Genomic DNA, 26,899 nt, shown 5'->3' with positions numbered 1-26,899 from the left:
CCTTCAATACGTTACGCCACTGGCAGACAGGGCCAGTAGGCCCAAGCCAGCATTGTGAATCAGGGCCCGCCTAAATCGTGGTTATTTACCGAAAGTGACGTTGATCCCGGCGAACAGGGTGAACTGCGGCAACCCATCGCCTTTGCGCGCCACCGTCCACTGCGGCTCGATAAAAGCGTTGAGAATATTGCTGCCGGCTTTCCATGCCTTGCCTGCACCGAGCCCGATGGGGATGTAGTGGGTGTCGTTCTTCAGGTCAAAGGTCCAGGTGCCGGTGGAGCGCAGGTACCAGCCCTTGGGCAGGTTATGGATGATGAACGGTTGAAAAGTGGCACTTTCCACGTGCGCCCGGTCCCGGTCGCCGGCGAACGAGCTTTGGTACTGCACCAGTGCGCCCAGCAGGCCACGGGGCGACGCGTCGATGGCAATGGCGGCTAGGCCCGCCTGCCATTTGCCAGTGCCCAGTTCATCGTGCTCGGCGGTCGGCGCAGTTATCTGCGGGCCGATGCCCAACTGCACGCCATCGGTCTTGAGCAGGAAAATATCGAACAGGTTCAGGTCGCCGATACCGGTGCTGTAGCCACTGTGTGGATCAGGTCGGGTGCTCAGGGGCAGGGTGGCGCGCAGCAGTTGCGGCACGCCGATAAAATCCGACGGGGCAATGGGCAGCGTGCCGCGCAACAACAGGTCATTGGTATGGGCATCGCTGTCGTACAACTTGGGGGTGTAGTAGTCCTGCAGGTTGGCCCCCGGCGCCAGGTTGAGCGGGTTATTGCTCTTGTTCGCTGTGTCGGCGTTATCGGCCTGGGCAGCAAACGTGGGCAACAGCAAAGAGGCCAACATAAATGCCGGAAGTCGCGCTGGCGTGAACATCATGATTCCCCAGTTCCTTGGTCACTGACCCGATAGCGATTCGTATGGGCTGCCGGTGGTCCTTATTCGAAATATCTTGTAGGACATGTCGTTTGAAGCTAGCAGCTAAATTCAGACTCGCTAGTCATTCGAATGAATTAATGACTTCGTGTGGGGGGCAATCACGGTTTTTGCGGGGATATATGTCTAGCAGAGCCAGTGCGCGGACCAGCTTACCTGTAGGAACTGGCTTGCCAGCGATGGCGCCGGAAAGGGCGCTGAGTAGTGTCAAGTGGCCCAGGTCATCGTTAGCGACCATCGCTGGCAAGCCAGCGCCTACAAGGGGGTACCCAGCATGCCTTTGACTTTATCGCGCAACTGGTCGATGGAGAACGGCTTGGCAATCATCTGCACGCCCGCGGGCAAGTCGATGTTTTCGGCATAGCCACTGGCAAGCAGGATGGGCAGGGTTGGACGCAGTTCTCGGGTTTTTTCCGCCAGTTCCTTGCCATTCATACCCGGCAGGCCCCAGTCGGTCATCATCAGGTCGATCACTTTTGCGCTGTCTTCTATGAATGCCTGCGCAGCTTCGGCGTGTTCAGCCACCAGCACCTTGAACTCCAGTTCTTCGAGCACATCGACGATCAGCATGCGCACGATGGCATCGTCTTCGACTACAAGGATGGTGGATTCGCCGGACATAATGAGGGTTCCCAAGAAGTGGAGGTACAGGTCTTGATCAGCTGAAAGACCATCCTCTAATGAGTCGCGTCGATCCCGGCAAGTTCCCGAAACGGTGCGGGCATTGTGCCAATAATCAGGGCCAATGTCCTCGGTGTGTCGTTGAAATACGGCAGAAACATAGCCGTCGTCGTCGATTTTGGGGCAAACTTCCGGTTTTTCCGTACTTGGCCAAGGCACGCCCATGACTCCCGCTTCGTCAGTCGATGAAAACAGTTTCCGCAAACTCCTGAGCCGCAACGTAGCGCTGCCGCTCGGTGTGGGGGTGATCAGTGCGGTGTTTTTCGTGTGCCTGATCACCTACCTGTTGTCGGTGATCCAGTGGGTGGAGCACACGGACCGGGTGATCAACAACCTCAATGAAACCGCGAAACTGACGGTTGACCAGGAAACCGGCATGCGTGGTTTCCTGATTACCGGCGACGAGCATTTCCTTGACCCTTATGAAGTGGCCAAGCCACGGATCATTGCCGATCTGCGCAATTTGCAGGCGCTGGTCGCGGATAACCCCCAGCAAGTGGATCGCCTCAAGCGCCTGGAATCGTTGCAACTGGAGTGGAACAACTACGCCCAGACGATGATTGACCTGCAACGCCAGAACGGCGATTACCGTGGCGCAGTGAAAGCCGGGCGGGGTAAGCGCCTGACCGACGAGATCCGCAAGGAATACGATGCAGCGATTGCGATGGAGCAGCAGTTCCGGCTCGAACGCAATGAGGACGTCACTCGCACCACTGTGCTCAGCGTGACGCTTTACTTGCTGTTTGTGTTGGGCCTGAGTGGTTTTCTGGCGTATGCAGGCAGAAAAAACCTAGTCGTCCTGTCCGACAGCTACAGCGCCAACCTGGCGTCGCAAATGAAGATCGCCAAGCGCCTGGAACAGCAGGCCTGGCTGCGCAACGGCCAGACCGAACTGGCTGAACAGGTGCTGGGCCAACTGACGCTGAACCTGCTGGGGCGCAATATCCTGCAATTTTGTGCCCAATACATGGGCTCGGTGGTGGCCGCCCTGTATGTGCGTGAAGAACACGGCGGTCTCAAGCGCGTGGCTACGTATGGCTTCTCCCGGGAGCAGGAGCAGCAGGAACAGGCGATCTACCGCGACGAGGGAATTGTCGGCCAGGCCGCCCAGCAGCACCGCCTGATTCGCCTGGACGATGTGCCGGTGGACTACTTCAAGGTCAGCTCCGGTCTGGGTGACGGTACGCCGCGCAGCGTGTTGGTGGTGCCGACCAGCGATGACGATCGGGTCAATGGGGTGATTGAACTGGGCTTCTTGCGCCCGCTGGACGAGCGTGATGTGGAACTGCTGGAGCTGATCGCCGGCAATATCGGCACCTCCATTGAAGCCGCGCGCTATCGCCAGCGGTTGCAGGAAGTGCTGGCCGAGACCCAGCAACTCAATGAAGAGCTGCAAGTGCAGCAGGAAGAGCTCAAGACCGCCAACGAGGAACTGGAAGAGCAGTCACGCATCCTCAAGGAATCCCAGGCTCACCTGGAAACCCAGCAGGCGGAGCTGGAACAGACCAACGAGCAATTGGCCGAGCAGACCCAGGTCCTCGCCGACCAGCGCGATGCCATGGACCGCAAGAACGTTGAGCTCAATCGCGCCCAGGTCGAGCTGGAGGACCGCGCCGATGAGTTGCAGCGCTCCAGCAAGTACAAGTCCGAGTTCCTCGCCAACATGTCCCATGAGTTGCGCACGCCGCTCAACAGTTCGCTGATCCTGGCCAAGCTACTGGCGGAGAACTCCGAGGAAAACCTCAGCGCCGAACAGGTCAAGTTTGCCGAGTCGATCTACTCGGCCGGCAACGATCTGCTCAACCTGATCAATGACATTCTGGATATTGCCAAGGTCGAGGCCGGCAAGCTCGATATGCGCCCGGAAAACACCAGCGTCGCACGCCTGGCCGATGGTTTGCGCGGGATGTTCGAGCCATTGGCGGCGGATCGCAAGCTTGGATTCCAGGTGGAGGTTCAGGCCGGTGCGCCGCTGATGTTGTTCACCGACCGTCAGCGCCTGGAGCAGATCCTCAAGAACCTGCTGTCCAATGCAGTCAAGTTCACCGAGAAAGGCCAGGTCAGCCTGACCATTTCCCGCCAGCCGGGGGAGGGTATTGCCTTTACCGTGCGCGACTCGGGGATCGGTATCGCCCCGGACCAGCAGGAAAGCATCTTCGAAGCCTTCCGCCAGGCCGATGGCACCACCAACCGCCGTTATGGCGGTACCGGTCTCGGGCTGTCCATTTCCCGCGACCTGGCCACCTTGCTAGGCGGCTATATCAACGTCACCAGTGAGCCGGGCCAGGGCAGCATCTTTACCCTGGTGCTGCCGGAGCAGTACGTTGAACGCGATGAAGACGCGCCCGCCATCGAGCGCCCGCGGGCAGCCGTGATTGCTCCGGCACCCGTAGCACCGATCAAGGTGTCGCCGTTGCCGGTGGCCGACGAAGCGTTGATCCCGCGATTTGCCGATGACCGCGAACTGGCCCCGTTCACCACCCGCTGCATCCTGGTGGTGGAAGACGAGCCGAACTTTGCGCGGATCCTCTTCGACCTGGCCCACGAACTGGGGTATCACTGCCTGGTGGCCCACGGTGCGGACGAGGGCTACACCCTGGCCGAACAGTACCTGCCCGATGCGATCCTGCTGGACATGCGTCTGCCGGACCACTCCGGTCTCACCGTGTTGCAACGCCTCAAGGAGCACGCCCAGACCCGGCATATCCCGGTGCATGTGATTTCCGTCGAGGACCGTGTCGAAGCCGCCATGCACATGGGCGCCATCGGTTATGCCGTCAAGCCCACCACCCGCGAAGAACTCAAGGACGTGTTTGCGCGCCTGGAGGCCAAGTTGACGCAGAAGGTCAAACGCATCCTGCTGGTGGAAGACGACGATTTGCAGCGCGACAGCATTGCCCGCCTGATCGGCGACGAAGACATTGAAATCACCGCCGTTGGTTTCGCCCAGGAGGCCCTGGATCTGCTGCGCAGCACGGTATACGACTGCATGATCATCGATCTCAAGTTGCCGGACATGCTCGGCAACGAGTTGCTCAAGCGCATGGCCACCGAGGACATCTGTTCGTTCCCGCCGGTGATTGTCTATACCGGGCGCAACCTGACCCGGGATGAAGAGGCGGAACTGCGCAAGTATTCGCGTTCCATCATCATCAAGGGGGCCCGTTCACCTGAACGGTTGCTGGACGAAGTGACACTGTTTTTGCACAAAGTCGAATCCCAGCTGTCCCAGGAACGGCAGAAGATGCTCAAGACCGCCCGCAGCCGCGACAAGGTCTTCGAGGGCCGCAAGGTGTTGCTGGTGGACGACGATGTACGCAACATTTTCGCCCTTACCAGCGCCCTGGAACACAAGGGGGCGATTGTGGTGATTGGCCGTAATGGCCGTGAAGCCATCGAAAGACTCAATGAAGTCGAGGATATCGACCTGGTGTTGATGGACGTGATGATGCCGGAGATGGATGGCTACGAGGCGACCGCCTTGATCCGCCAGGACCCGCGCTGGCGCAAGTTGCCGATCATTGCGGTGACGGCCAAGGCGATGAAGGACGATCAGGAGCGCTGCCTCGCAGCGGGCTCCAACGATTACCTGGCCAAGCCCATCGACCTGGACCGGCTGTTCTCGCTGATTCGAGTGTGGTTGCCCAAGATGGAACGCATTTAAGTGGAAATACACTAAGTGGATCGAAGTACAGATATTGAACTGCGCTTGCTGATCGAGGCGATTTACCTCAAGTACAGCTATGACTTTCGTGACTACTCCGGGGCTTCGGTCAAGCGTCGCGTGGCCCATGCCTTGCGCCAGTTCGACTGCAAGACGATTTCGGCGTTGCAGGAGCGGGTGCTGCACGATCCCACGGCGTTCATGCAGTTGCTGCAGTTTCTGACTATCCCGGTCAGCGAGATGTTTCGCGACCCGTCGCACTTCCTGGCGATTCGCCAGGAAGTGGTGCCTTTGCTCAAGACTTACCCGTCGATCAAGATCTGGATCGCCGGTTGCAGTACCGGGGAAGAAGTGTATTCCATGGCCATTTTGTTGCGTGAGGAGGGTTTGCTCGAGCGCACTATCATTTATGCCACGGATATCAACCCCAACTCCCTGGACAAGGCCAAGCAGGGGATTTTTTCCCTGGAAAACGTCCGTGCCTATACCCACAATTATCAGCAGGCGGGTGGGAAACAGTCGTTTGCCGACTACTACACGGCGGCCTACGATTACGCGATCTTTGACAAGACCCTGCGGGAAAACGTGACGTTTGCCGACCATAGCCTGGCAACCGACAGTGTGTTCTCGGAAACACAATTGATTTCATGTCGTAACGTTCTGATTTATTTCAATAAAAAGTTGCAGGATCGGGCGTTTGGACTGTTTCATGAGTCACTGTGCCATCGCGGCTTCCTGGTGTTGGGCAGTAAGGAAACCCTGGATTTTTCCGCCTACAGCAAACAGTTCGAACCCTTGGTCAAGCAAGAACGGATCTACCGCAAATCATGAATGAAACTGCTGTCAGCCTGGCGCGTGTGCCGGGTGTCCAAGCCATTGTCGTTGGCGCATCAGCCGGAGGGGTCGAGGCGTTGTTGAGCATTTTTGGTGCCTTGGCGCCAGGGTTCAGCCTGCCGATCATCGCCGTGCTGCACCTGCCGGATGAGCGCCGCAGCCAGTTGGCCGAGGTGTTTGACCGGCGTGTGGCGATGACGGTGGTGGAAGCGCGGGACAAGGAGCAGATCCAGCCCGGTACCCTCTACTTTGCGGGCCCTGGCTATCACTTATCAGTGGAACACGACCGCAGCCTGTCGCTGAGCCAGGAAGAGCGCGTTCATCACTCGCGCCCGGCCATTGACTATCTGTTTGAGTCTGCCGCCGACGCCTATGGCCCGAACCTGCTGGCAATCCTGCTGACCGGTGCCAACCAGGACGGTGCGCGAGGCCTGACCCACGTCAAACAGCGTGGCGGCATCACCGTGGTGCAGGACCCTTCGGATGCGCGGGTGGACGTAATGCCCAAGGCGGCCCTGGCGCTGCATACACCTGACCATATCCTTACCTTGAGCCGCATTGGCGATTTGCTGGCTTCCCTGGAATCTTCCCCATGTTAAGTACTATCCAGGCCAAACTGCTGATCGTCGACGATCTGCCGGAAAACCTGTTGGCCCTTGAAGCGCTGATCAAGCGCGAGGACCGTCAGGTCTACAAGGCCTTGAGTGCCGACGAAGCCTTGTCGCTGCTGCTGGAGCACGAGTTCGCCATGGCGATTCTCGACGTGCAGATGCCCGGCATGAATGGCTTCGAACTGGCCGAAATGATGCGCGGTACCGAAAAGACCAAGAACATCCCGATCGTGTTTGTCAGCGCGGCAGGCCGTGAGCTCAACTATGCCTTCAAGGGCTACGAGAGCGGCGCGGTGGACTTCCTGCACAAGCCGCTGGATATCCATGCGGTCAAGAGCAAGGTCAATGTATTTGTCGACCTGTTTCGCCAGAGCAAGGCCATGAAGTTGCAGGTCGAAGCCCTGGAGCAGAGCCGGCGCGAGCAGGAACTGTTGCTCAACCGCCTGCAGGCGACCCAGGCGCAACTGGAGCAGGCGGTGCGCATGCGCGATGACTTTATGTCTATCGTCGCCCACGAGGTGCGTACGCCCCTGAACGGTCTGATCCTGGAAACCCAGTTGCGCAAGATGCACCTGGCCCGGAACAACGCTACCGCCTTTACCCTGGACAAGATGCACGCCATGGTCGACCGCGATGAGCGGCAGATCCAGAGCCTGATCCGCCTGATCGAGGACATGCTCGACGTGTCGCGGATCCGCACCGGCAAGCTGTCGATCCGCCCCGGGCATTTTGACCTGGCGAACCTGGTGCGCAACCTGCTGGAGAACTTTGCCCCGCAAGTGGCGGCAGCCGAATCGTCGGTGCAACTGGATGCGCCCCAGCCGGTAGAGGGTAATTGGGATGAGTTTCGCATTGAGCAAGTGGTGTCCAACCTGTTGACCAACGCCCTTCGCTACGGTGCCAAGAGCCCGGTGGATGTCCGAGTGTATGTTGAACATGAGGAGGCGCGGGTTGAAGTGCAGGACCGCGGGATTGGCATCAGCGAAGACAATCAGAGACGAATTTTCCAGCAGTTCGAGCGGGTGTCTGCCAACCATGCGGTGGCAGGGCTTGGCCTGGGTCTGTTTATTTCCGAGCAGATTGTGGCGGCCCACGGTGGCACTATTGAAGTCGAGAGTCGGATAGGCGAAGGCGCATTGTTTCGAGTGTGCCTGCCCCTGGGGCCTGGGGCGTGAAATCAATCGCCGCCCTGACGCAACCTCTGCGTGACCCGATGGTCGTAACAGCAGCAATTGACCGGACAAAGGCTTCCCATGAGTGAAGATGCACAAGATGTTGTACTGATCGTCGAGGATGACGAGTCGATCATGTTCGTGCTGGGCGAGTACCTCGCAGGCCTGGGGTATCGGGTACTCAAGGCGGTCGACGGCGAGCAGGCTTTTGAAATCCTCGCCTCCAAGCCGCACCTGGACTTGATGGTCACCGACTATCGTCTGCCTGGCGGGATTTCCGGGGTGCAGATTGCCGAGCCGGCGATCAAGTTGCGGCCTGAGTTGAAGGTGATCTTTATCAGCGGGTACCCACAGGAGATCCTCGACTGCAACAGCCCGATCACACGTAATGCACCGATCCTGGCCAAGCCGTTTGATCTGGATACGCTACATGAGCATATCCAGCGGTTGTTGGCTTGAGCTCTCGCCTGTGACCGTCGCTGTGGGCGGTTCAGGCTCACCCTGAGCCTGACGCCCTGATCATCTCCCGCACCTTCGCGGTCAACAGATCAAACGTAAATGGCTTGGTGATCAATTGCATCCCAGGGTCCAGGAACCCCCCGCGCACCGCCGCATGCTCGGCATACCCGGTAATAAACAACACCTTCAGGTCTGGGCGAATCTGCCTGCCTATCTCCGCCAGTTGCCGTCCGTTCATCCCCGGTAACCCCACGTCACTGATCAGCAGATCAATGCGCTGGCTGGATTCGATAATCGGCAGCGCGCTGTCGGCATCCGAAGCTTCGACAAAGGCATAGCCCAATTCACTCAGCACCTGGCTGACCAGCACCCGCACTGCCGGGTCGTCCTCGACGATCAGCACGGTCTCACCGCAATTGGCAAAGGGCAGCAGGGTCGGGTCGTGAGGCATGTCGGCGGGGATTTCGCCGACAAAACGCGGTAGGAACAGGCTGACGGTGGTGCCCTGGCCAACCACGCTGTGAATGGTCACATGGCCATGGGATTGGCGAGCGAAGCCGTAGATCATCGACAAACCCAGGCCGGTGCCCTGGCCGATGGGCTTGGTGGTGAAGAAGGGGTCGAAGGCCCGGCTGATCACGGTGTCGGGCATCCCGCAGCCGGTATCACTGACGCTCAGCTCCACGTAGTCGCCCGGCGTCAGCGTGCCGTATGCCGCAGTGAACATGTTGTCCAGGTGACGATTACGGGTTTGCACCACCAGCCGGCCGCCATCCGGCATGGCGTCCCGGGCATTCAGGGCCAGGTTGAGCAGGGCGCTTTCCAGTTGGTTGGGGTCGGCTTCAGCGGTCCACAATTGCCCGTCCAGTTGCATCTGGAGCACGATGCTTTCGTTGAGGCTGCGTTGCAGCAGTTCGCCCATGGCCGTCACCAGTTGGTTGATCTCCACCGGTTTGGAGTCCAGTGACTGGCGGCGAGAGAACGCCAGCAGGCGGTGGGTCAGGCCGGCGGCGCGGTTGGCCGAGGTGACACCAAGGTCGATCAGGCTGTCGAGGTCATCCAGGCGCCCCCGCGCCAGGCGCCGGCGCAGCAGTTCCAGGCTGCCGATAATGCCGGTGAGCATATTGTTGAAGTCGTGGGCGATGCCGCCGGTCAATTGGCCGACGGCTTCCATTTTTTGCGACTGGCGCAAGGCTTCTTCGTTAGTGCGCAACTGGGCGGTGCGTTCTTCGACTTGCTGCTCAAGGGTTTCCAGGGTGCGTTGCAGGCGCAGTTCGCTCTGGCTCAAGTCGATCAGGCGGTCCCGGGCCTCGTACTGCCTTCGGCGGCCACGCAGGGCGGTGCTCACCAGGCTGATCAAGGTCACCGGATGAAACGGCCGCTCCAGCAAAGTGATATTGCCCAGCCTGGCGCTCAGGTGCGAGGACGCGTTCTGTTCGCAGCCGCCGTGGTGAGTCAGCAGCACGATCGGCAGGTCCGACCAGGCCGGCTGCTGGTGCAGGTAGTCCAGCAGTGGTTCCAGGCCGACCCCAAGCAAGGCTTCGGCGGCAATAATGAGCAGGCCCGCACCTTGTTCCGCCTCCTCGCAAAGCATCGGCAGGTTGGTGGCAGCGATACCACTGAAACCTGCCTCGTTGAGCATCATCAGCGCCAGCGAGCTGTCCCGTCCCAAGGGCGCGAGAATGATCGCGCGCTCGGAAACGGCCGGCAGGCTACTCACAAGCTCTCATCCTTGAGCAGCGGGTTGCCAGCACCCATGTAGGTAGGGACGCCACGTAGCACGCCCTGGAAGGCTTCGAGGGGTTCGCCGATGGTCATGCCCTGGCTGGCGATGCGGTACTCGCGAATGGTCGACTCATGGCTGCCGGTGCGTTTCTTGATGATCGAAATGGCCCGTCGCACCTTGCCCAACGCTTCGAAGTAGCGCAGCAGGATCACCGTGTCTGCCAGGTAGGTGATATCCACCGGGGCCTGCATATCGCCGACCAGGCCGTGTTGGGCCACGGTCATGAAGGTCGCCGCGCCCCGGCGGTTGAGGTACAGCAACAGCTCGTGCATGTGCAGCACCAGGGCGTTTTCCTCGGGCATGGCCGCCTGATAGCCGTTGATGCTGTCGATGACCACGGTCTTGATCTGGCGTTCGTCCACGCAGCGCCGCACCCGGTGGGAAAACTCGCCCGGCGACAGCTCGGCGGCATCCACCTGTTCGATCAACAGGTTGCCAGTGGCTTGCAGGGCGGCCAGGTCGATGCCCATGTTTTTCATGCGGTCGAACAACAGGCCCAGCTCTTCATCGAAGATGAACAGTGCAGCTTTTTCACCACGGGCCACTGCGGCGGCGGCGAAGATCATCGAAATCAACGATTTGCCAGTACCGGCCGGGCCCAGGATCAGGGTGCTGGAGCCGGTCTCGATACCGCCACCCAGCAGTGCGTCCATCTCACGAATGCCGCTGGTCAGGGTCTGGCGGTTGTAGCCGCCCCGGTGCTCGGCCGCCACCAGGCGCGGGAACACATGCACGCCGTCCTGCATGATGGTGAAGTCGTGAAAGCCGCCACGGTATTTCTGCCCGCGGTACTTCACCACCCGCACACGGCGCCGTTCCGCGCCGTAGTTGGGGGTCAGCTCTTCCAGGCGGATCACCCCGTGGGCCACGCTGTGTACGGTTTTGTCCAGGGACTCGGTGGTCAAGTCGTCCAGCAGCAGTACAGTGGCTTCGTAGCGCACGAAGTAGTGCTTGATCGCGAGGATCTGCCTGCGATAACGCAATGAGCTTTGTGCCAGCAGGCGGATCTCCGAGAGGCTGTCGATCACCACACGGGTGGGCTTGACCCGTTCCACCACTTCGAAGATCTGCCGGGTGGCCTCGCCCAGCTCCAGGTCGGAGGAGTACAGCAGGCTTTGCTGATGCTCGGCATTGAGCAGGCTTTCCGGTGGGGTCAGTTCAAAAATATGGATGTGTTCGTCCAGGTCCCAGCCATGGGACTTGGCACCCTGGCGCAGCTCGCGCTCGGTTTCCGACAGGGTGATGTACAGCGATCGTTCGCCGGCCTTGGCCCCGGCCTGGAGAAAGTGCAGGGCCACGGTGGTCTTGCCGGTGCCGGGTTCACCTTCGAGCAGGAACAGGTGGCTACGCGATAGGCCCCCGCAAAGAATGTCGTCAAGACCTTCGATGCCGGTGGCCGCTTTTGCTGTGAACAGCTCTTTGGATGTAGACAAGAAGTGCCCTCGGGTCACGTATCAAATGGAGGGGCGTGCCGGCTAAGGCACGCCATATTCACTTGACCGTTGGGCTATGGGGCGGTTCAACGTTTTCTATCAAATGTGTAATCCAGCGCGCAGCGCTTAACCACTTGAGCGCTTCAAAGCCCTTGTTGCAGCGCCGGATCGTCGGGGTTTTGCTGTTCCAGCTGTGCCAACAGCACCTGCACGTTCTGCAACTGGCCGCTTTCCTTCCAGTAGTTGATCAACAGTACCCGGGCCTTGCGGTTGGCGGGATGGCGCTGGACGATTTCTTCCAACTGGCGCTGGGCGGCTTCCAACTCCTCCTGATCATGCAGGGTGGTGGCCAGGTCGTAGCGGTAATCCTGATTGTCGGGTTCCAGTTCCACGGCCTTGGACAGGCCCAGCAGGGCATACTCGCGCTCGCCATGGTGCAGCAGCCACATGCCCAGGGCATGTTGCAGGTAGGCCGACTCGGGATGGGCTTGTAGTTGGGCCGCCAGCACTTGGCGCGAATCATCGACCTTGCCTTGCTTATCCAGCAACTCGATGCGCGCCACCACGGCCGGCAGGTTCTCCGGATCCAGGCGCAAGGCCTGCTCCAGGGCATGCTGTGCTTCGGGCAACAGGGCGCTGTGGATGTACAGGCGTGCCAGCTGGATCCAGCCTTCGGGGCTTTCGGGTTGGGACTTGAGGTATTTCACATATTCATCCAGCACCTGCTGCAAGGGGCCGAAGTACAGGCCCAGGGTGTCGGGAGACAGCCCCAACAGGGCATTGGCGGCGGCAAACCGCACGCTTTGCTCGTCATCGTCGAGCAAAGGGCCAAGCAACAAGGTGCGCTGGCCGCTGGGCACCAGGCCGACGATGCTGGTAATGGCTGCCTGGCGCACCAGTGGTGCCGGGTGGCTCAGGTCCTTGTCCGCCAGTTTCAATGCCTGGGGGCTTGGGTAGTTGTGCAGTTCACTGTGCAGGGCCGCGCGGCGCACATCGGACAGGTCCGGCCGGGCCAATTGCTGATACAGCACCCGCGCCGCGCCAGGTTCGCCGTTATGCGCCTGTTTCATTGCTTTGGAGTAACCGTGGGCAATAGCCGGGGGGGCAGACACGCTGGGAGTGCGGGAGAAATACCAAATCATCAGTACGACAAACAACAGGGCGCTCAGGCCGATGATCGAGTAACGGCGTGACTTTGACATGCAGGCGTCCGAAAGCTGGGCAGCTAGTGCAAAGTGCTCAGCTTCGGTCAGACACCGACGAGTGTCAAACCTGTGTCACGTCAGTACGTAGTCCACGGGCTCCAGGGGCGCGGGCAGCTCGGTTTCGCCCAGCGCCGCAAGGATCTCGCGCTCCAGGGTACGCACGATGGCATTGCAGGGCAGGTCGTTTTCGTCGAAGCCGAACGGGTCTTCCAGGTCATCGCCGATCTCATCCAGGCCAAAGAAGGTGTAGCTGACGATGGCGGTAAAAATCGGCGTCAGCCAACCCAGTGGCTCGGCCATGGCAAACGGCAGCAGGATGCAGAACAGGTAGATGGTGCGGTGCAGCAACAGGGTGTAGGGAAAGGGCAGTGGCGTGCTCTTGATTCGCTCGCACGCGGCTTGCACCTGGCTCAGGCCCACCAGGCGGGTTTCCAGCTGGGTGTAGCGCCAGTCACTGATCCGGCCCTGTTGCGCAGCGTTTGAGCAGTGCGCGCCGAGAGATTGCAGGATGCTGTCGGGCAGGTTCGGGTGGCTGGGTTCAACGCGGGACCACGGCTTGATGGCGCGAGCCTCGTCTTCGTGACGCAGGCGGGCAACCAGGCCGTGGGCAAAACCACACAAACCACGCAACAGACCTTCACGCTCGCCAGGCTGTGTGAACACCTGGGTTTCACGGATCAGCGAGCGGATCTCAACGATCATTTGCCCCAGTTGCTTGCGGCCCTCCCACCAGCGGTCGTAGCAGGCGTTATTGCGAAAGCTCATGAAGATCGACAGCGACAACCCCAGCAGCGTGAACGGCGTGGCGTTGACCTTGGAAAAATAGGCTGGGTGCAGGGTCTCCACCAGCACGATCACCGAGGCCAGCAGCGTGACCAACAGGCTGCGCAGGGCAATACGCTTGGCAATCGAGCCCTTGAGGGAGAACAGGATGCCGAACAGATTGGGTTTGGGGCGAACAATCATCGAGGGGCTTCTTCGGTGGCGCAGGCCCTCAGATTAGAAGCAGGCGGGCAGGGCGTCCAATCGCTTGCGTTGACTGGATGATTGTCGGCCTCTATGACGGAGCCGTTTTTGCCAGGCGTCATTGGCCAAACCAGTCAGCCACATTGAAAGCTTTGACCATTGTCCCTGTGCCGCTCTGGCGCCACTATTTGCGCAGGTTCACCCCGCAAAAGCACGCCCCCAAAAACAACAAAAGACACAGGGATTTGCCACGATGCGCGATTATTTGGCTGCTACCACCCAGTTCAACTACCAGCAAACCGTCGAGGCCGCACTGGCCGGCCACCTGCAAGGGCTCAACGCCTGCGTCGAGTGCTGCGACCGGCACGCGCTGCCGGGGCGGATTGCCTTGTTCTGGGAGGGCAAGGATGGCCGTAGCGCCACGTCCACCTTCAGCGACCTGCAAGACCAGGCGGCACGTTTGGCCAACTTCCTGCTGGCCCAGGGCGTCAAGCGCGGCGACAAGGTTGCCGGCCTGTTGCCGCGCACCGCCGAACTGCTGGTGACGGTGCTTGCCACCTGGCGCATCGGCGCGGTCTATCAACCGTTGTTCACCGCGTTCGGTCCCAAGGCCATCGAGCATCGCCTGAACAGTTCCGGGGCGGCGCTGGTGGTGACCGACGCGGGCAACCGCAGCAAGCTGGCCGAAGTTGCCGATTGCCCGACCATCGTTACCGTGGCCGGTGCCAAGGGCGAAGGTATTGTGCGTGGCGATTTCAGCTTCTGGGCCGAGTTGCCCAACTATTCCAATGTTTGCGAGCCGGTCCTGCTGGGCGCCGATGATCCCTTCCTGCTGATGTTCACCTCCGGCACCACCGGCCCGTCGAAAGCCCTGGCCGTGCCGCTCAAGGCCCTGGTCGCGTTCCAGAGCTACACCCGCGACGCCGTGGACTTGCGCCCTGAAGATGCATTCTGGAACGTCGCCGATCCGGGCTGGGCCTACGGCATCTATTTCGGCGTGGCCGGGCCGTTGGCCATGGGCCATCCGATCACCTTTTACGATGGTCCTTTTACCCTGGAAAGCACCTGCCGGGTCATCAACAAATACGGGATCACCAACCTCACCGGCTCACCCACGGCCTACCGCCTGCTGATTGCCGGCGGCGAGCAGTTCGCGCGCTCGATCAAGGGCCGGCTGCGCATCGTCAGCAGCGCGGGCGAGCCGCTGAACCCGGAAGTGATTCGCTGGTTCGCCGATAACCTGGGCGTGACCATCCATGATCACTACGGCCAGACCGAGTTGGGCATGGTCCTGTGCAACCACCATGGCCTGGAGCACCCGGTGCATGTCGGTTCCGCCGGCTTTGCCTCGCCGGGGCACCGCATCGTGGTGCTGGACGACAACTATCAAGAATTGCCCGCGGGCCAGCCGGGCATCCTGGCGATCGACCGCGAGCAGTCGCCGATGTGCTGGTTCGCTGGCTACGAGGGAGTCAAGACCAAGGCTTTTGTTGGCAAGTACTACTTGAGCGGCGACACCGTGGAGCTCAATCCCGATGGCAGTATCAGTTTTGTCGGGCGCAGTGACGATGTGATCACGACCTCCGGCTACCGCGTGGGGCCGTTCGATGTGGAGAGTGCATTGGTCGAACACCCAGCGGTGATCGAAGCGGCGGTGGTCGGCAAGCCGGATGCGGAACGCACCGAGCTGGTCAAGGCGTTCGTGGTCATCAACAGCCAATACCGTGCCGACGCCGAGTTGGCCGAAGAGCTGCGCCAGCATGTGCGCAAGCGCCTGGCGGCACACGCTTACCCACGGGAAATCGAATTTGTCAGCGACTTGCCCAAGACCCCGAGCGGCAAGCTGCAACGTTTTATTTTGCGTAACCAGGAAATCGCCAAGGTCCAGGCAGCGACCACGGCTTGAACCCTCTTTAAGGAAACAATGATGCAGATTGAAAACAAGGTATTTATGGTCAGCGGCGGCGCGTCGGGCCTCGGCGCGGCGACTGCCGAAATGCTCGTGGCCGCTGGCGCCAGGGTGATGCTGGTGGACCTGAATGCCGAGGCCGTGGCGGCCCAGGCCACAAAACTGGGCGCGCAGGCGCGCAGCGTGGTGGCAGATATCAGCCAGGAAGCCGCCGCCGAAGCGGCCGTGCAAGCGACCGTTGCGGCGTTTGGCGGTCTGCATGGGTTGGTCAACTGCGCAGGCGTGGTACGTGGCGAGAAAATCCTCGGCAAGAACGGGCCGCATGCCCTGGCCAGTTTTGCCCAGGTGATCAACGTCAACCTGATCGGCAGTTTCAACCTGCTGCGCCTGGCTGCGGCAGCCATCGCTGAGTCCGAGGCCAATGCTGAGGGTGAGCGCGGCGTGATCATCAACACCGCTTCGGTGGCGGCCTTCGACGGCCAGATCGGCCAGGCGGCCTACGCGGCGTCCAAGGGGGCGATTGCCAGCCTGACCCTGCCTGCCGCGCGGGAGTTGGCGCGCTTCGGCATTCGGGTGATGACGATTGCCCCGGGCATTTTTGAAACGCCGATGATGGCTGGCATGACCCCAGAGGTCCGCGACTCGCTGGCGGCCGGCGTACCGTTCCCGCCACGCCTGGGCAAACCGGCCGAATACGCTGCACTGGCACGGCATATCATTGAAAACAGCATGCTCAATGGCGAGGTGATCCGTCTCGACGGTGCCTTGCGCATGGCGGCCAAGTAAGGAGGATTTGTCATGACTCAGCTCCACGATCCGATTGTTATCGTCAGCGCCGTGCGCACCCCCATGGGCGGCTTTCAGGGCGACCTCAAGGGCCTGACCGCGCCGCAACTGGGCGCCGCTGCGATTCGCGCCGCTGTCGAGCGCGCCGGTATCGCCACTGACGCAGTGGATGAAGTGCTGTTTGGTTGCGTACTGCCCGCAGGCCTCGGTCAGGCCCCGGCCCGCCAGGCTGCACTGGGCGCCGGGCTGGATAAGTCGACGCGCTGCACCACCCTCAACAAGATGTGCGGGTCAGGCATGGAAGCGGCGATTCTTGCCCATGACTCGCTGCTGGCCGGCAGCGTGCAAGTGGTGATCGCCGGCGGCATGGAGAGCATGTCCAACGCGCCGTATCTGCTGGACCGTGCGCGCAGTGGCTACCGCATGGGCCATGGCCGGGTTCTCGACCATATGTTCCTCGACGGCCTCGAAGACGCCTATGACAAGGGTCGCCTGATGGGCACTTTTGCCGAAGATTGCGCCGAGGCCAATGGCTTCACCCGTGAAGCCCAGGACGCATTTGCCATTGCCTCGCTGACCCGTGCGCAACAGGCGATCAAGGCTGGCAGCTTCAGCGCCGAGATCGTCCCGGTGCAGGTCACCGTGGGCAAGGAACAAAAAACCATCACTGACGACGAGCAGCCGCCCAAGGCCAGGCTGGACAAGATCGCCACTCTCAAACCAGCGTTTCGCGAAGGCGGTACGGTGACGGCGGCCAACTCCAGTTCGATCTCCGATGGCGCGGCAGCCTTGCTCATGATGCGCCAGAGTGAAGCACAGCAGCGTGGGCTCAAGCCGTTGGCGGTGATCCATGGTCACGCCGCGTTTGCCGATGAGCCTGGGCTGTTTCCGGTGGCGCCGGTGGGGGCGATCCGTAAATTGTTGAGCAAGACCGGCTGGAGCCTGGGCGATGTCGACCTGTTTGAAATCAACGAAGCCTTTGCCGTGGTCAGCCTGGTCACCATGAGCAAGCTGCAAATCCCCCACGACAAGGTCAACGTTCACGGTGGCGCTTGCGCCCTGGGGCATCCGATTGGCGCATCGGGCGCACGCATCCTTGTGACCCTGCTCTCGGCCCTGCGCCAGAAAGGCCTCAAGCGCGGTGTCGCGGCAATCTGCATCGGTGGCGGCGAAGCTACGGCCATGGCTGTCGAGTGCCTGGATTAAGGAATTGATATGTTGCCCAATGACGAACAACTGCAAATCAGCGACGCGGCCCGGCAATTTGCCCAGGAACGACTGAAACCGTTCGCTGCCGAGTGGGACCGCGAGCACCGTTTTCCCAAGGAGGCCATTGCTGAAATGGCCGAGCTGGGCTTTTTCGGCATGCTCGTGCCGGAACAGTGGGGCGGTTGCGACACCGGTTACCTGGCCTATGCCATGGCCCTGGAAGAAGTCGCAGCGGGGGATGGCGCGTGCTCGACCATCATGAGCGTGCACAACTCGGTCGGTTGCGTACCGATCCTCAAGTTCGGCAATGACCAGCAGAAAGAGCAGTTCCTCAAGCCCCTGGCCAGCGGCGCAATGCTCGGTGCATTCGCCCTGACCGAGCCCCAGGCCGGGTCTGACGCCAGCAGCCTGAAAACCCGGGCCCGCCTTGAGGGCGATCACTACGTGCTCAATGGCTGCAAGCAGTTCATCACGTCCGGGCAGAACGCCGGGGTGGTGATTGTGTTTGCCGTGACGGACCCGGCGGCCGGCAAGCGCGGGATCAGCGCGTTTATCGTGCCGACCGACTCGCCTGGCTACACGGTGGCGCGGGTCGAGGACAAGCTTGGCCAACATGCATCCGATACCTGCCAGATCCTGTTTGAGGATGTGAAGGTGCCAGTGGCCAACCGCCTGGGCGAAGAGGGCGAGGGGTACCGGATTGCCCTGGCCAATCTGGAGGGCGGCCGCGTAGGCATTGCCTCGCAATCGGTGGGCATGGCCCGCGCGGCGTTTGAAGCCGCTCGTGACTACGCGCGTGAGCGTGAGAGTTTTGGCAAGGCCCTGATCGAGCATCAGGCCGTGGCGTTTCGCCTGGCAGACATGGCCACCCAGATCGCCGTGGCCCGGCAGATGGTGCATTACGCCGCGGCCCTGCGCGACAGTGGTCGGCCCGCGCTGGTGGAGGCGTCCATGGCCAAGCTGTTCGCCTCGGAAATGGCCGAGAAAGTCTGTTCTGCCGCCTTGCAAACCCTGGGCGGATACGGTTACCTGAGCGACTTCCCGCTGGAGCGGATCTACCGTGATGTGCGGGTCTGCCAGATTTATGAAGGCACCAGTGATATTCAGCGCATGGTCATTTCGCGCAATCTTTGAAGAGGAACGGATCGATGAGTTACCAAACCATTTTGCTCGACGTTCAAGGCCGTGTCGGGCTGATTACCCTCAATCGCCCCGAGGCACTGAACGCCTTGAACGCGCAACTGGTCAGTGAAGTGAACCAGGCCCTGGACAGCCTGGAAGCCAACCCCGAGATTGGCTGCATTGTGTTGACCGGTTCGAAAAAAGCCTTTGCCGCCGGTGCCGATATCAAGGAAATGGCCGAGCTGACCTACCCGCAGATCTACCTCGACGACCTGTTCAGCGACAGTGATCGCGTGGCTAACCGACGCAAGCCGATCATTGCCGCAGTCAACGGCTTTGCCCTGGGCGGCGGTTGCGAGCTGGCCTTGATGTGCGATTTTATCCTGGCCGGTGACAACGCCAAGTTTGGCCAGCCGGAAGTCAACCTCGGCGTGCTGCCGGGCATGGGCGGCACCCAGCGCTTGACCCGCGCGGTAGGCAAGGCCAAGGCCATGGAAATGTGCCTGACCGGGCGCTTTATCGATGCGGTGGAGGCCGAGCGTTGTGGCATCGTGGCGCGGATCGTGCCGTCGGACGAACTGCTGGAAGAGGCGCTGAAGGTCGCTGCGCTGATCGCCAGTAAATCGGTGCCGATCAGCATGATGGTCAAGGAAAGCGTGAACCGCGCCTTCGAGGTCAGCCTGTCGGAAGGTGTGCGCTTTGAACGCCGGGTGTTCCACGCGGCCTTTGCCACCCAGGATCAGAAGGAAGGCATGGCAGCATTCGTCGCCAAGCGCGCGCCCGAATTCAAAGACAAATAACCTGCCGATCTTGCCCTTTGTAGGAGCGAGCTTGCTCGCGAAAAACGTCAACGATAACGCGTACTGCCTGATAAAACGCGGTGTTCTGACGTTCTTCGTGAGCAAGCTCGCGCCTACAAGGGCATGTGCGCGGGTGCCAAAGCGTTTCATCGCCTGTAACATGAGCCCCAATTTTCAGGTTTCAGGAACCCGTCATGACCCAGAAGCAACGCTTGATTTACTCGATTCTGATTTCGCTGGTCGTCCTCGGCACGATGTTTGGCCTGTCCTATTTGCAGAACACTGGCGCCATCAGTGAGAAGACGTTCCAATACATCGCCATTGCCGTGGCGGTAATCGTGGTCGTGATCAACGGCATCATGCGCCGCAAGGTCAAGCCTGGCCGTTGAGTCAGGCGCCGGCGGCCAGTACCTTGGCGGCCTCTTCATGGAGGCTGTAGCTTTTGTCGTTGTTGAGGGTGATCACACCCTCGCTGCACAGGCGCTTGAGCACCTCGCGCACACTCAAGAACGATAACGGGATGCCCAGCTCCAGCAAATGGCTGTGCACACCCCGTACACCCAGCGTGCGGCCGTTGTCGGCGGCGGTGAGCAGGGCGTCGATCACCTTCAGCCGGATCAGGCTGGTACGCAACCCAAAACACTTGAGCAAATGCCGGATGCGTTGGTTGCCTTGATGCTCGGGTGCCTTGGCGAAGGCTTGGTTACCCGGGCCAAAAGCGGCGTCGTGGGCCATAGAATGTCCGTCCGTGGGCAGTTGCGGGTTGTACATGCAAAAACTCCTTATCAGAGCCTGATCAGGAAAATGATGGTGCTCTCTAAGTAATAAGACGTATGAGCGGCGCAAATCATGAAGTCCAATGTGTATAAATTTTGTCAGTAACAGCGCTGTCACATTCCTGGTGCCTGGAAATAATCGGCACGCAGACTAAATTTCCTCGATTTTTTACGTCTCTATCGGTGGGTTGGCGCTGGCAGGCCGGCTTCGCCTTGGGCGTTTAATTTGGCTTGATGATGGGGGCTGCGTGATTATTTCCAACGGGTTGTCCAGGGTGTGCGTGGCGGGTGTGTTGCTGGGGGTGAGCCTGTGTGCGACGGCTCGCCAGGTGAGCGAAGTGCAGGCGGGTGCGATGAGCGCTGATATCCGCCGCACTGCTTTTGGTATCCCGCATATCCGTGCCAGCGATGAGCGTGGCCTGGGGTATGGCATCGGCTATGCCTATGCGCAGGACAACCTGTGCCTGCTGGCCAACGAAGTGGTGACGGTCAATGGTCAGCGTGCCCGCTATTTCGGCGCCGAGCAGGCGACCCTGGAAGAGCGTAACAACCTGACCAGCGATGTGTTTTTTACCTGGCTCAACACCCCCCAGGCTGTGGCGGCTTTCTGGAAGGCGCAGACCCCGCAGGTACAGCAGCGTCTTGAGGGGTATGTGGCGGGGTACAACCGTTATCTTCAGGAGCGCGGGGCAACGGGGCGGCCGATGCAGTGTCAAGGCGCCTGGGTGCGGCCGATCAATACCGCAGACCTGGTGAAGTTGACCCGACGGCTGTTGGTGGAAGGCGGTGTGGGGCAATTCGCCGAGGCGTTGGCAGGGGCGACGCCGCCCCAGCCTGGCGTGGCGGTGCAGGGTCGTGCGCGGGCGTTTGAGGTCGCCACGTTGAATCAGCAACGCTTCACCCTGGATCGCGGCAGTAACGCCGTGGCGGTGGGCGGTGAACGTTCGTTCAACGGGCGCGGCATGTTATTGGCCAACCCGCATTTCCCGTGGATTGGCGGCATGCGCTTTTATCAGATGCACCTGACCATTCCTGGCCAGTTGGACGTGATGGGCGCCGCCTTGCCGGGCCTGCCGGTGGTCAACATTGGTTTCAACCAGCATGTGGCCTGGACGCATACGGTCGATACGTCCAAGCACTTCACCTTGTACCGCTTGACCCTGGACCCGAAAGACCCGACCCGGTACCTGCTCGATGGCAAGTCGATCCCCATGCAGAAAACCCAGGTAACGGTGCAGGTCAAGGACGCTAAGCCTCACACTCAAACGGTCTACAGTTCGCAGTTCGGGCCGGTGGTGCAATGGCCAGGCAAGCTTGACTGGAACGGGCAATACGCTTTCAGCCTGCGCGATGCCAACCTGGGCAACGACCGTGTGCTGCACCAGTGGTACGCGATGAACCAGGCCCGCAGCCTCAAGGACTTGCAGGCCTCGGTGCACACCCTGCAAGGCATTCCGTGGGTCAACACCCTGGCGGCGGACGACCAGGGGCAGAGCCTGTATATGAACCTGTCGGTGGTGCCCAACGTCAGTGCGAAAAAACTGCAGCAATGCAGTGACCCGCGTGCCGGCCTGCAACTGATCGTGCTCGACGGTGCCCACAGTGCCTGCGCCTGGGACATTGACCCGCGTGCGGCGCAGCCGGGGATTTTTCCGGCGGACCAACTGCCGCAACTGGAGCGCAAGGACTATGTGCAGCACTCCAACGATTCGGCCTGGATGGCCAACCCCAAGGCGCCGTTGACCGGTTACTCGCCGGTCATCAGCCAGGATCAGATTGCCCTGGGCGCGCGTGCGCGTTTTGCCTTGCAGCGTTTGCAGGACCTGGACAAGCAGCCGATCAGTAGCGCTGACCTGCAGCACATGGTGCTGGACAACCAGGTGTATCTGGCCGATCAGGTGATGCCGGACTTGCTCAAGTTCTGCGCACAACAGACGGATGCATCCTTGAACACCCTGTGTACCCATCTCAAGGACTGGGACCAGAAGGCCAATCTCGACAGCGGCCCGGGCCTGGTGCATTTCATCCACGTACTGGAGCAGATGCAGCAAGTGCCGGATGTATGGCGTGTCGCGTTTGACCCGCGCAGCGCGCAAACCACGCCACGGGGGCTCGCCATCGAGCGGCCGGAGGTGGCCAAGGCGTTGCGTGAAGCGATGCTGGCGTCAGTCGTACAGGTGACCGAGCTGGGGTTGAAGGCAGGCACTCGTTGGGGCGATATCCAGGTGTCGGGTAACACCCCGATGCATGGTGGGCCGCAGGAACTGGGGATCTACAACGCGATGCAAAGCGTGCCCAGGGCAGATGGCAAGCGTGAGGTGGTCAGCGGCAGCAGTTACTTGCAGATCGTCACCTTTGACGACAACGGGCCGAAGGCTGAAGGGGTATTGGCGTTCTCACTGTCCAGCGACCCGGCGTCGCCGTATTTCAAGGACCAGACCCAGGCCTTCTCCGAGAAAAAACTCAGCCCATTGCCGTTTACTGAACAACAGATCAAGGCTGATCCGCAGTATCAACGGCAGGTGATCCGCGAGTAGGGGATTTATTCGGCGAGCAGTTGCGTCACCGCTGCGAAGGCCTGGTCATGCCGCGCTTGCCAATCCCCACCCAGCACCCGGTACGGCTGGTGATGCTGCTCCAGCCAGTCGCGGCTGGCCTGGAAGAACGCTTGGCGGTCAGCCAGGTTCGGCTGGCAGCGCTGACCATCGGCGGTCCAGCCAATGCCTTCGGGCGACAGCAGCAGATGCAGGTCGTAATGGCGTGCCAGCAGCGCGTCGTCGAGCCACGCGGGGGCATCACCAAACAGCGTCAGGCTCCATAGCTTGTTGGTCAGCAGGTTGGTATCGAGGATCAACAGTTCTGGCGCTTGGGCACGGCCCGCATCCTCCCAGGCCAATTGGCCTCGGGCGATTTCGGGGATGTCTGCCAGGGTGGTATCACGCTGGTAGTGGTCGATGAAATACCGCACGTATTCCCCCACCAGCACCGCACCGAAATGCGCCTGTAATTGCTCGGCCAACCAGCTTTTGCCGCTGGACTCGGGGCCGGCCATCACCAGCACCTTCATGTGCGCAGCGCCGGGTCAGCACGCCATTCCCGCCAGCCCTGCACGGCTATCACGGTGAACAAGGCGTAGAGTGCCGCTGTCAGGTACAGCCCTTTGTAGACAAACAGGCCGACAAAAATCACATCGACCACGATCCACAGCGCCCAGCATTGCACGCGTTTTTGCGCCATCCACATTTGCGCCACCAGGCTGAAACCGGTCAGCGCAGCATCCAGCCAGGGTTGTGCGGCATCGGTCCAATGCGCCATGGCGGCGCCCAGCAACAGGCTGCCGGTTGCGCCAATGGCCAGGCTCAGGAGGATCGATGGGGTGCCGAGGCTGGTGACCTGCCGCCCTTGCCGAACTTCACCCGCGCGCGTCCATTGCCACCAGCCGTAGACTTGCAGGCCGGCATAGACCACTTGCAGCAGCATGTCGGAATACAGCTTCACTTCGAAGAACACCCAGGTGTACAGCAGCACCATGACCAGGCCGATTGGCCAGCACCATGGGTTCTGTTTGACTGTCAGCCAGACGGCAATCACCCCCAGCGCGGCGGCAAACAGTTCAAGCCCGGACATGGGATTCCTTGGAAGAGTCGAAGAGGAGGGCGATTGTACCCAACCTCCCGGGTAAAATCCTGTTGTGGCTGCGGCGGCTTTGGCGACATTGTGTAGGAGCGAGCTTGCTCGCGAAGGACGTCAACAATAACGCGTATTCTCTGGGTAAACGCGGCGCTTTCAAGTTCTTCGCGAGCAAGCTCGCTCCTACAGGGCTTGCCCGCATCTAGACCTTGAATTGGCGCAGCAGGCTGTTGAGCTCTTCGCTCAAGTCCTTCAAATGCACACTGGCCACGCTCGATTGCTGTGCCGCCAGCGCGGTGCTGTGGGACAGGCCGGCCGCCTGGGTCACGTTCTGGTTGATGTCTTCCACCACATGGGCTTGTTGCAGGGTCGCGCTGGCAATCGAGGCGTTGAGGCCGTTGAGGTTGCGCAGGGCCTGGCCAATGGCGGTCAGGCTGGCGCCCGCCTGGCCGGCTTGTTCGATGGTCAGTTGCGAAGCCTGGTGACTGTCGCTGATGACCTTGACCGCGGCTTCGGAATGCCCTTGCAGGCGTTCGATCATGCTCTGGATCTCGGCGGTGGATTTCTGCGTGCGCTGGGCCAGCAGGCGTACTTCGTCGGCCACCACGGCAAAGCCGCGGCCCTGTTCGCCGGCGCGGGCCGCCTCGATGGCGGCGTTGAGGGCCAGCAGGTTGGTCTGGTCGGCAATCGAGCGAATCACCTCCAGTACGCCGCCAATCTGTGTGCTTTCGGTGGACAAGGTACGGATGACATCCACGGCCTGGCTGATGGTGCCGGACAGTGCATCGATCTGTTGCAGGCTGCCGTCGATATTCACTTGGCCCTGTTCGGCCTGGGTCTGGGCGTCGCGCATTTCGCTGGCGGCGTGTTCGGCATTCTTGGCCACGTCCTGCACGCCGTAGGTCACCTCATTGATCGCGGTGGCCACCAACTCCATCTGCTGGGACTGCTGCTGGCTGCGGTCATGGGCCTGGCTGGCGTTGCTGCCCAGTTCGGCGGACGACTGGCCCAGGGCATTGGCGCAGACCTGCAACTGGCTGACCACCTGGCGCAGTTTGGCGGTGAACGTATTGAAGTGCCGGGACAGTTGGGTGACTTCGTCCTGGCCGTGGGTGTCGAGGCTGCGGGTCAGGTCGCTTTCGCCGCTGGCGATATTGGCCATGGCGTGTACCGCTTCCTGCAGTGGGCGCACGATGCTGCGGGCAATCAGCACCACCAGCAGGGCCATGATCAGTGCAATGCCCAGGCCGACGAGGGAGGCTTGCCACACCTGGCCACGGAACTGCGCCTGCACATCATCCACGTAGACGCCGGAGCCAATGATCCAGCCCCAGGGTTCGAACAACTGGATATAGGAGGTCTTGGCCACCGGTGCATCCGCGCCGGGTTTCGGCCAGCGGTAGTCGACCATGCCGGCGCCCTTGGCCTTGGCCAGGGTGACAAATTCGTTGAACACCGCAAAACCGTCCGGATCGCGAATGGCCGAGAGGTTCTGGCCGTCGAGCTTGGGGTTGGCCGGGTGCATGATCATTACCGGCGTCAGGTCATTGATCCAGAAGTAGTCGTCCTGGTCGTAGCGCAGGCCGCGTACCACACTCAGGGCTTGCTTCTGCGCGGCTTCGCGGGTCAGTACGCCGGTGGTTTCGAGGCCGTGATAAAAATTCAGAATCCCGCTGGCGGTCTGCACCACATGCTGGGTCTGCTGGCTCTTGGCCTGGTAGAGATCGTCGTGGATCTGCTTGAGCATCAGCAAACCCAGGGTCAGCAACATCAACACGGCGACTATCAGGATCATCCAGAGGCGCCGGCTGATCGACATATTGCGCAAACTATTCATAGTCATGTCACTCCGCGTTCTTATAATTGTCAGTGCTGCATTGATCGGCCAGTGATAACGCGAAGCGCAATTCGGGCTTGTCTGATAGGCTTTCGGCCCGGAATCAAAAAACCTGAGTCCTGCCTGATTTTTCACACAAATTCTGCAGTTCAGCCTTGATCCTGCGCGCGGCCTTGCAGCGTGCTCATCGTTAGTGAACACCTAGAAAATATCAACGAGGCATGCCGTCGCATGGCCTTTTGGGGGAATAATGGATCTTTGGACCGCCTTTCAGGCACTGATACTTGGCATTGTCGAAGGGCTGACGGAGTTCTTGCCGATCTCCAGTACCGGGCACCAGATCATCGTCGCCGACTTGCTCGACTTCGGTGGCGAACGCGCCATGGCGTTCAACATCATCATTCAACTGGGTGCGATCCTGGCGGTGGTCTGGGAGTTCCGACGCAAGATTCTCGACGTGGTAATCGGCCTGCCGACCCAGCGCAATGCGCAGCGCTTCACCATCAACCTGCTGATCGCGTTCATGCCGGCGGTGGTGTTGGGGGTGATTTTCGCCGACCTGATCCATGAATACCTGTTCAACCCGATCACCGTGGCCACCGCGCTGGTGATCGGCGGGGTGATCATGTTGTGGGCCGAGCGCCGCGAGCATCAAATCCATGCTGAAACGGTGGATGACATCACCTGGAAAGACGCCTTGAAGGTGGGCTTTGCCCAGTGCCTGGCGATGATTCCGGGTACGTCGCGTTCCGGCGCAACCATTATTGGCGGCCTGTTGTTCGGCCTGTCGCGCAAGACGGCCACCGAATTCTCATTCTTCCTGGCGATGCCGACCATGGTCGGTGCGGCAGTGTATTCGGGCTACAAGTACCGTGAACTGTTCCAGCCTGCGGACCTGCCGGTGTTTGCCGTCGGCTTCGTGGTCTCGTTCATTTTCGCGATGATTGCGGTGCGCGGTTTGCTCAAGTTCATCGCCAGCCACAGCTACGCGGTGTTTGCCTGGTATCGGATTGCATTCGGTCTGCTGATCCTGGCCACCTGGCAGTTCGGCTGGATTGACTGGGCGGCGGCCAAGGCTTGATGAAC

Annotated in this window: 23 protein-coding genes and 1 pseudogene; 13 read left to right on the top strand and 11 right to left on the bottom strand. The window is 60.8% G+C overall.

Annotated elements, in window-relative coordinates; genetic code table 11:
• Positions 1-81 precede the first annotated feature (81 nt).
• Both FJD34_RS02580 and FJD34_RS02575 read right to left on the bottom strand, forming a co-directional pair.
• Positions 82-843, bottom strand: a complete 762-nt coding sequence (locus FJD34_RS02580; protein WP_050593369.1) for a hypothetical protein — start codon at positions 841-843, stop codon at positions 82-84.
• A gap of 345 nt (positions 844-1,188) precedes the next feature.
• On the bottom strand, positions 1,189-1,554 hold the full coding sequence (locus FJD34_RS02575) for a response regulator (protein WP_032860544.1): 366 nt from the start codon (positions 1,552-1,554) through the stop codon (positions 1,189-1,191).
• A 223-nt stretch (positions 1,555-1,777) separates the two neighbouring features.
• Between FJD34_RS02575 and FJD34_RS02570 the strand changes: the two genes are divergently transcribed.
• The 5 genes from FJD34_RS02570 (at position 1,778) to FJD34_RS02550 (ending at position 8,354) form a co-directional block, all read left to right on the top strand.
• The gene (locus FJD34_RS02570; protein WP_032860543.1) at positions 1,778-5,278 is read left to right on the top strand and encodes a response regulator; all 3,501 of its coding nucleotides are present in this window, start codon (positions 1,778-1,780) and stop codon (positions 5,276-5,278) included.
• 15 nt (positions 5,279-5,293) lie between these two features.
• Positions 5,294-6,109, top strand: a complete 816-nt coding sequence (locus FJD34_RS02565) for a CheR family methyltransferase (RefSeq protein WP_032860542.1) — start codon at positions 5,294-5,296, stop codon at positions 6,107-6,109.
• Positions 6,106-6,711, top strand: a complete 606-nt coding sequence (locus FJD34_RS02560; RefSeq protein WP_090291042.1) for a chemotaxis protein CheB — start codon at positions 6,106-6,108, stop codon at positions 6,709-6,711. Before FJD34_RS02565 ends, FJD34_RS02560 begins: the two co-directional genes overlap by 4 nt.
• Complete coding sequence (locus FJD34_RS02555; protein WP_032860540.1) at positions 6,705-7,898, top strand: hybrid sensor histidine kinase/response regulator; 1,194 nt, start codon at positions 6,705-6,707, stop codon at positions 7,896-7,898. Before FJD34_RS02560 ends, FJD34_RS02555 begins: the two co-directional genes overlap by 7 nt.
• A gap of 78 nt (positions 7,899-7,976) precedes the next feature.
• The gene (locus FJD34_RS02550) at positions 7,977-8,354 is read left to right on the top strand and encodes a response regulator (protein ID WP_032860539.1); all 378 of its coding nucleotides are present in this window, start codon (positions 7,977-7,979) and stop codon (positions 8,352-8,354) included.
• Positions 8,355-8,391: 37 nt separating this feature from the next.
• Here FJD34_RS02550 and FJD34_RS02545 read toward each other — a convergent pair whose 3' ends face one another.
• The 4 genes from FJD34_RS02545 to FJD34_RS02530 all read right to left on the bottom strand — a co-directional run bounded on the left by FJD34_RS02545 (position 8,392) and on the right by FJD34_RS02530 (position 13,744).
• Entirely contained in the window at positions 8,392-10,074 is a 1,683-nt protein-coding gene (locus FJD34_RS02545; RefSeq protein ID WP_065943243.1) for a response regulator, read from the bottom strand.
• The gene (locus FJD34_RS02540) at positions 10,071-11,573 is read right to left on the bottom strand and encodes an ATPase domain-containing protein (protein ID WP_032860537.1); all 1,503 of its coding nucleotides are present in this window, start codon (positions 11,571-11,573) and stop codon (positions 10,071-10,073) included. Before FJD34_RS02540 ends, FJD34_RS02545 begins: the two co-directional genes overlap by 4 nt.
• A gap of 143 nt (positions 11,574-11,716) precedes the next feature.
• Positions 11,717-12,775 carry a tetratricopeptide repeat protein gene (locus tag FJD34_RS02535; protein WP_065943241.1) on the bottom strand — a complete coding sequence of 353 codons (1,059 nt, stop codon included), beginning with the start codon at positions 12,773-12,775 and terminating at the stop codon, positions 11,717-11,719.
• A 75-nt stretch (positions 12,776-12,850) separates the two neighbouring features.
• A complete protein-coding gene (locus FJD34_RS02530) occupies positions 12,851-13,744 on the bottom strand; it encodes a bestrophin family protein (protein ID WP_065943240.1) in 894 nt (297 codons plus the stop codon).
• Between the two features lie 253 nt (positions 13,745-13,997).
• Here FJD34_RS02530 and FJD34_RS02525 point away from each other — a divergent pair, with 253 nt between their 5' ends.
• The 6 genes from FJD34_RS02525 to FJD34_RS02500 all read left to right on the top strand — a co-directional run bounded on the left by FJD34_RS02525 (position 13,998) and on the right by FJD34_RS02500 (position 19,959).
• Positions 13,998-15,650, top strand: coding sequence for an AMP-binding protein (locus FJD34_RS02525; RefSeq protein ID WP_090291043.1), 1,653 nt, complete (start codon positions 13,998-14,000; stop codon positions 15,648-15,650).
• 21 nt (positions 15,651-15,671) lie between these two features.
• Positions 15,672-16,439 carry an SDR family NAD(P)-dependent oxidoreductase gene (locus tag FJD34_RS02520; protein ID WP_032860531.1) on the top strand — a complete coding sequence of 256 codons (768 nt, stop codon included), beginning with the start codon at positions 15,672-15,674 and terminating at the stop codon, positions 16,437-16,439.
• A gap of 12 nt (positions 16,440-16,451) precedes the next feature.
• Entirely contained in the window at positions 16,452-17,645 is a 1,194-nt protein-coding gene (locus FJD34_RS02515; RefSeq protein WP_032860529.1) for an acetyl-CoA C-acyltransferase, read from the top strand.
• A gap of 9 nt (positions 17,646-17,654) precedes the next feature.
• Positions 17,655-18,782 (top strand): acyl-CoA dehydrogenase, encoded by a 1,128-nt coding sequence (locus tag FJD34_RS02510; RefSeq protein ID WP_032860527.1) that lies wholly within the window; start codon positions 17,655-17,657, stop codon positions 18,780-18,782.
• Between the two features lie 14 nt (positions 18,783-18,796).
• The gene (locus FJD34_RS02505; RefSeq protein WP_090291044.1) at positions 18,797-19,570 is read left to right on the top strand and encodes an enoyl-CoA hydratase; all 774 of its coding nucleotides are present in this window, start codon (positions 18,797-18,799) and stop codon (positions 19,568-19,570) included.
• Between the two features lie 194 nt (positions 19,571-19,764).
• Positions 19,765-19,959, top strand: a complete 195-nt coding sequence (locus FJD34_RS02500) for a hypothetical protein (protein ID WP_032860524.1) — start codon at positions 19,765-19,767, stop codon at positions 19,957-19,959.
• Between the two features lies 1 nt (position 19,960).
• Here the strand turns inward: FJD34_RS02500 and FJD34_RS02495 are convergent, their stop codons facing one another.
• Positions 19,961-20,341 (bottom strand): hypothetical protein, encoded by a 381-nt coding sequence (locus tag FJD34_RS02495; protein ID WP_032860521.1) that lies wholly within the window; start codon positions 20,339-20,341, stop codon positions 19,961-19,963.
• A gap of 253 nt (positions 20,342-20,594) precedes the next feature.
• Here FJD34_RS02495 and pvdQ point away from each other — a divergent pair, with 253 nt between their 5' ends.
• On the top strand, positions 20,595-22,883 hold the full coding sequence (gene pvdQ, locus FJD34_RS02490; RefSeq protein WP_090291045.1) for a bifunctional acylase PvdQ: 2,289 nt from the start codon (positions 20,595-20,597) through the stop codon (positions 22,881-22,883).
• A gap of 5 nt (positions 22,884-22,888) precedes the next feature.
• On the opposite strand, the gene FJD34_RS02485 is transcribed toward pvdQ, so the two are convergent.
• The 4 genes and pseudogenes from FJD34_RS02485 to FJD34_RS28780 all read right to left on the bottom strand — a co-directional run.
• Complete coding sequence (locus tag FJD34_RS02485) at positions 22,889-23,413, bottom strand: AAA family ATPase (RefSeq protein WP_032860517.1); 525 nt, start codon at positions 23,411-23,413, stop codon at positions 22,889-22,891.
• A complete protein-coding gene (gene pnuC / locus FJD34_RS02480) occupies positions 23,410-23,973 on the bottom strand; it encodes a nicotinamide riboside transporter PnuC (RefSeq protein WP_032860515.1) in 564 nt (187 codons plus the stop codon). The genes FJD34_RS02485 and pnuC overlap by 4 nt, the downstream gene beginning before the upstream one ends.
• Positions 23,974-24,178: 205 nt before the next feature.
• Positions 24,179-24,913, bottom strand: coding sequence for a methyl-accepting chemotaxis protein (locus tag FJD34_RS28785; RefSeq protein ID WP_411736488.1), 735 nt, complete (start codon positions 24,911-24,913; stop codon positions 24,179-24,181).
• A 120-nt stretch (positions 24,914-25,033) separates the two neighbouring features.
• Positions 25,034-25,723, bottom strand: a pseudogene (locus FJD34_RS28780) (cache domain-containing protein); the annotation flags it as partial.
• A gap of 340 nt (positions 25,724-26,063) precedes the next feature.
• Here FJD34_RS28780 and FJD34_RS02470 point away from each other — a divergent pair.
• Positions 26,064-26,894 (top strand): undecaprenyl-diphosphate phosphatase, encoded by an 831-nt coding sequence (locus tag FJD34_RS02470; RefSeq protein WP_032860512.1) that lies wholly within the window; start codon positions 26,064-26,066, stop codon positions 26,892-26,894.
• Positions 26,895-26,899: the final 5 nt, after the last annotated feature.

It is taken from the genome of Pseudomonas brenneri, assembly GCF_007858285.1.
Lineage (GTDB): Bacteria > Pseudomonadota > Gammaproteobacteria > Pseudomonadales > Pseudomonadaceae > Aquipseudomonas > Aquipseudomonas brenneri.
This window is presented reverse-complemented; position numbering and strand designations above follow the sequence as displayed.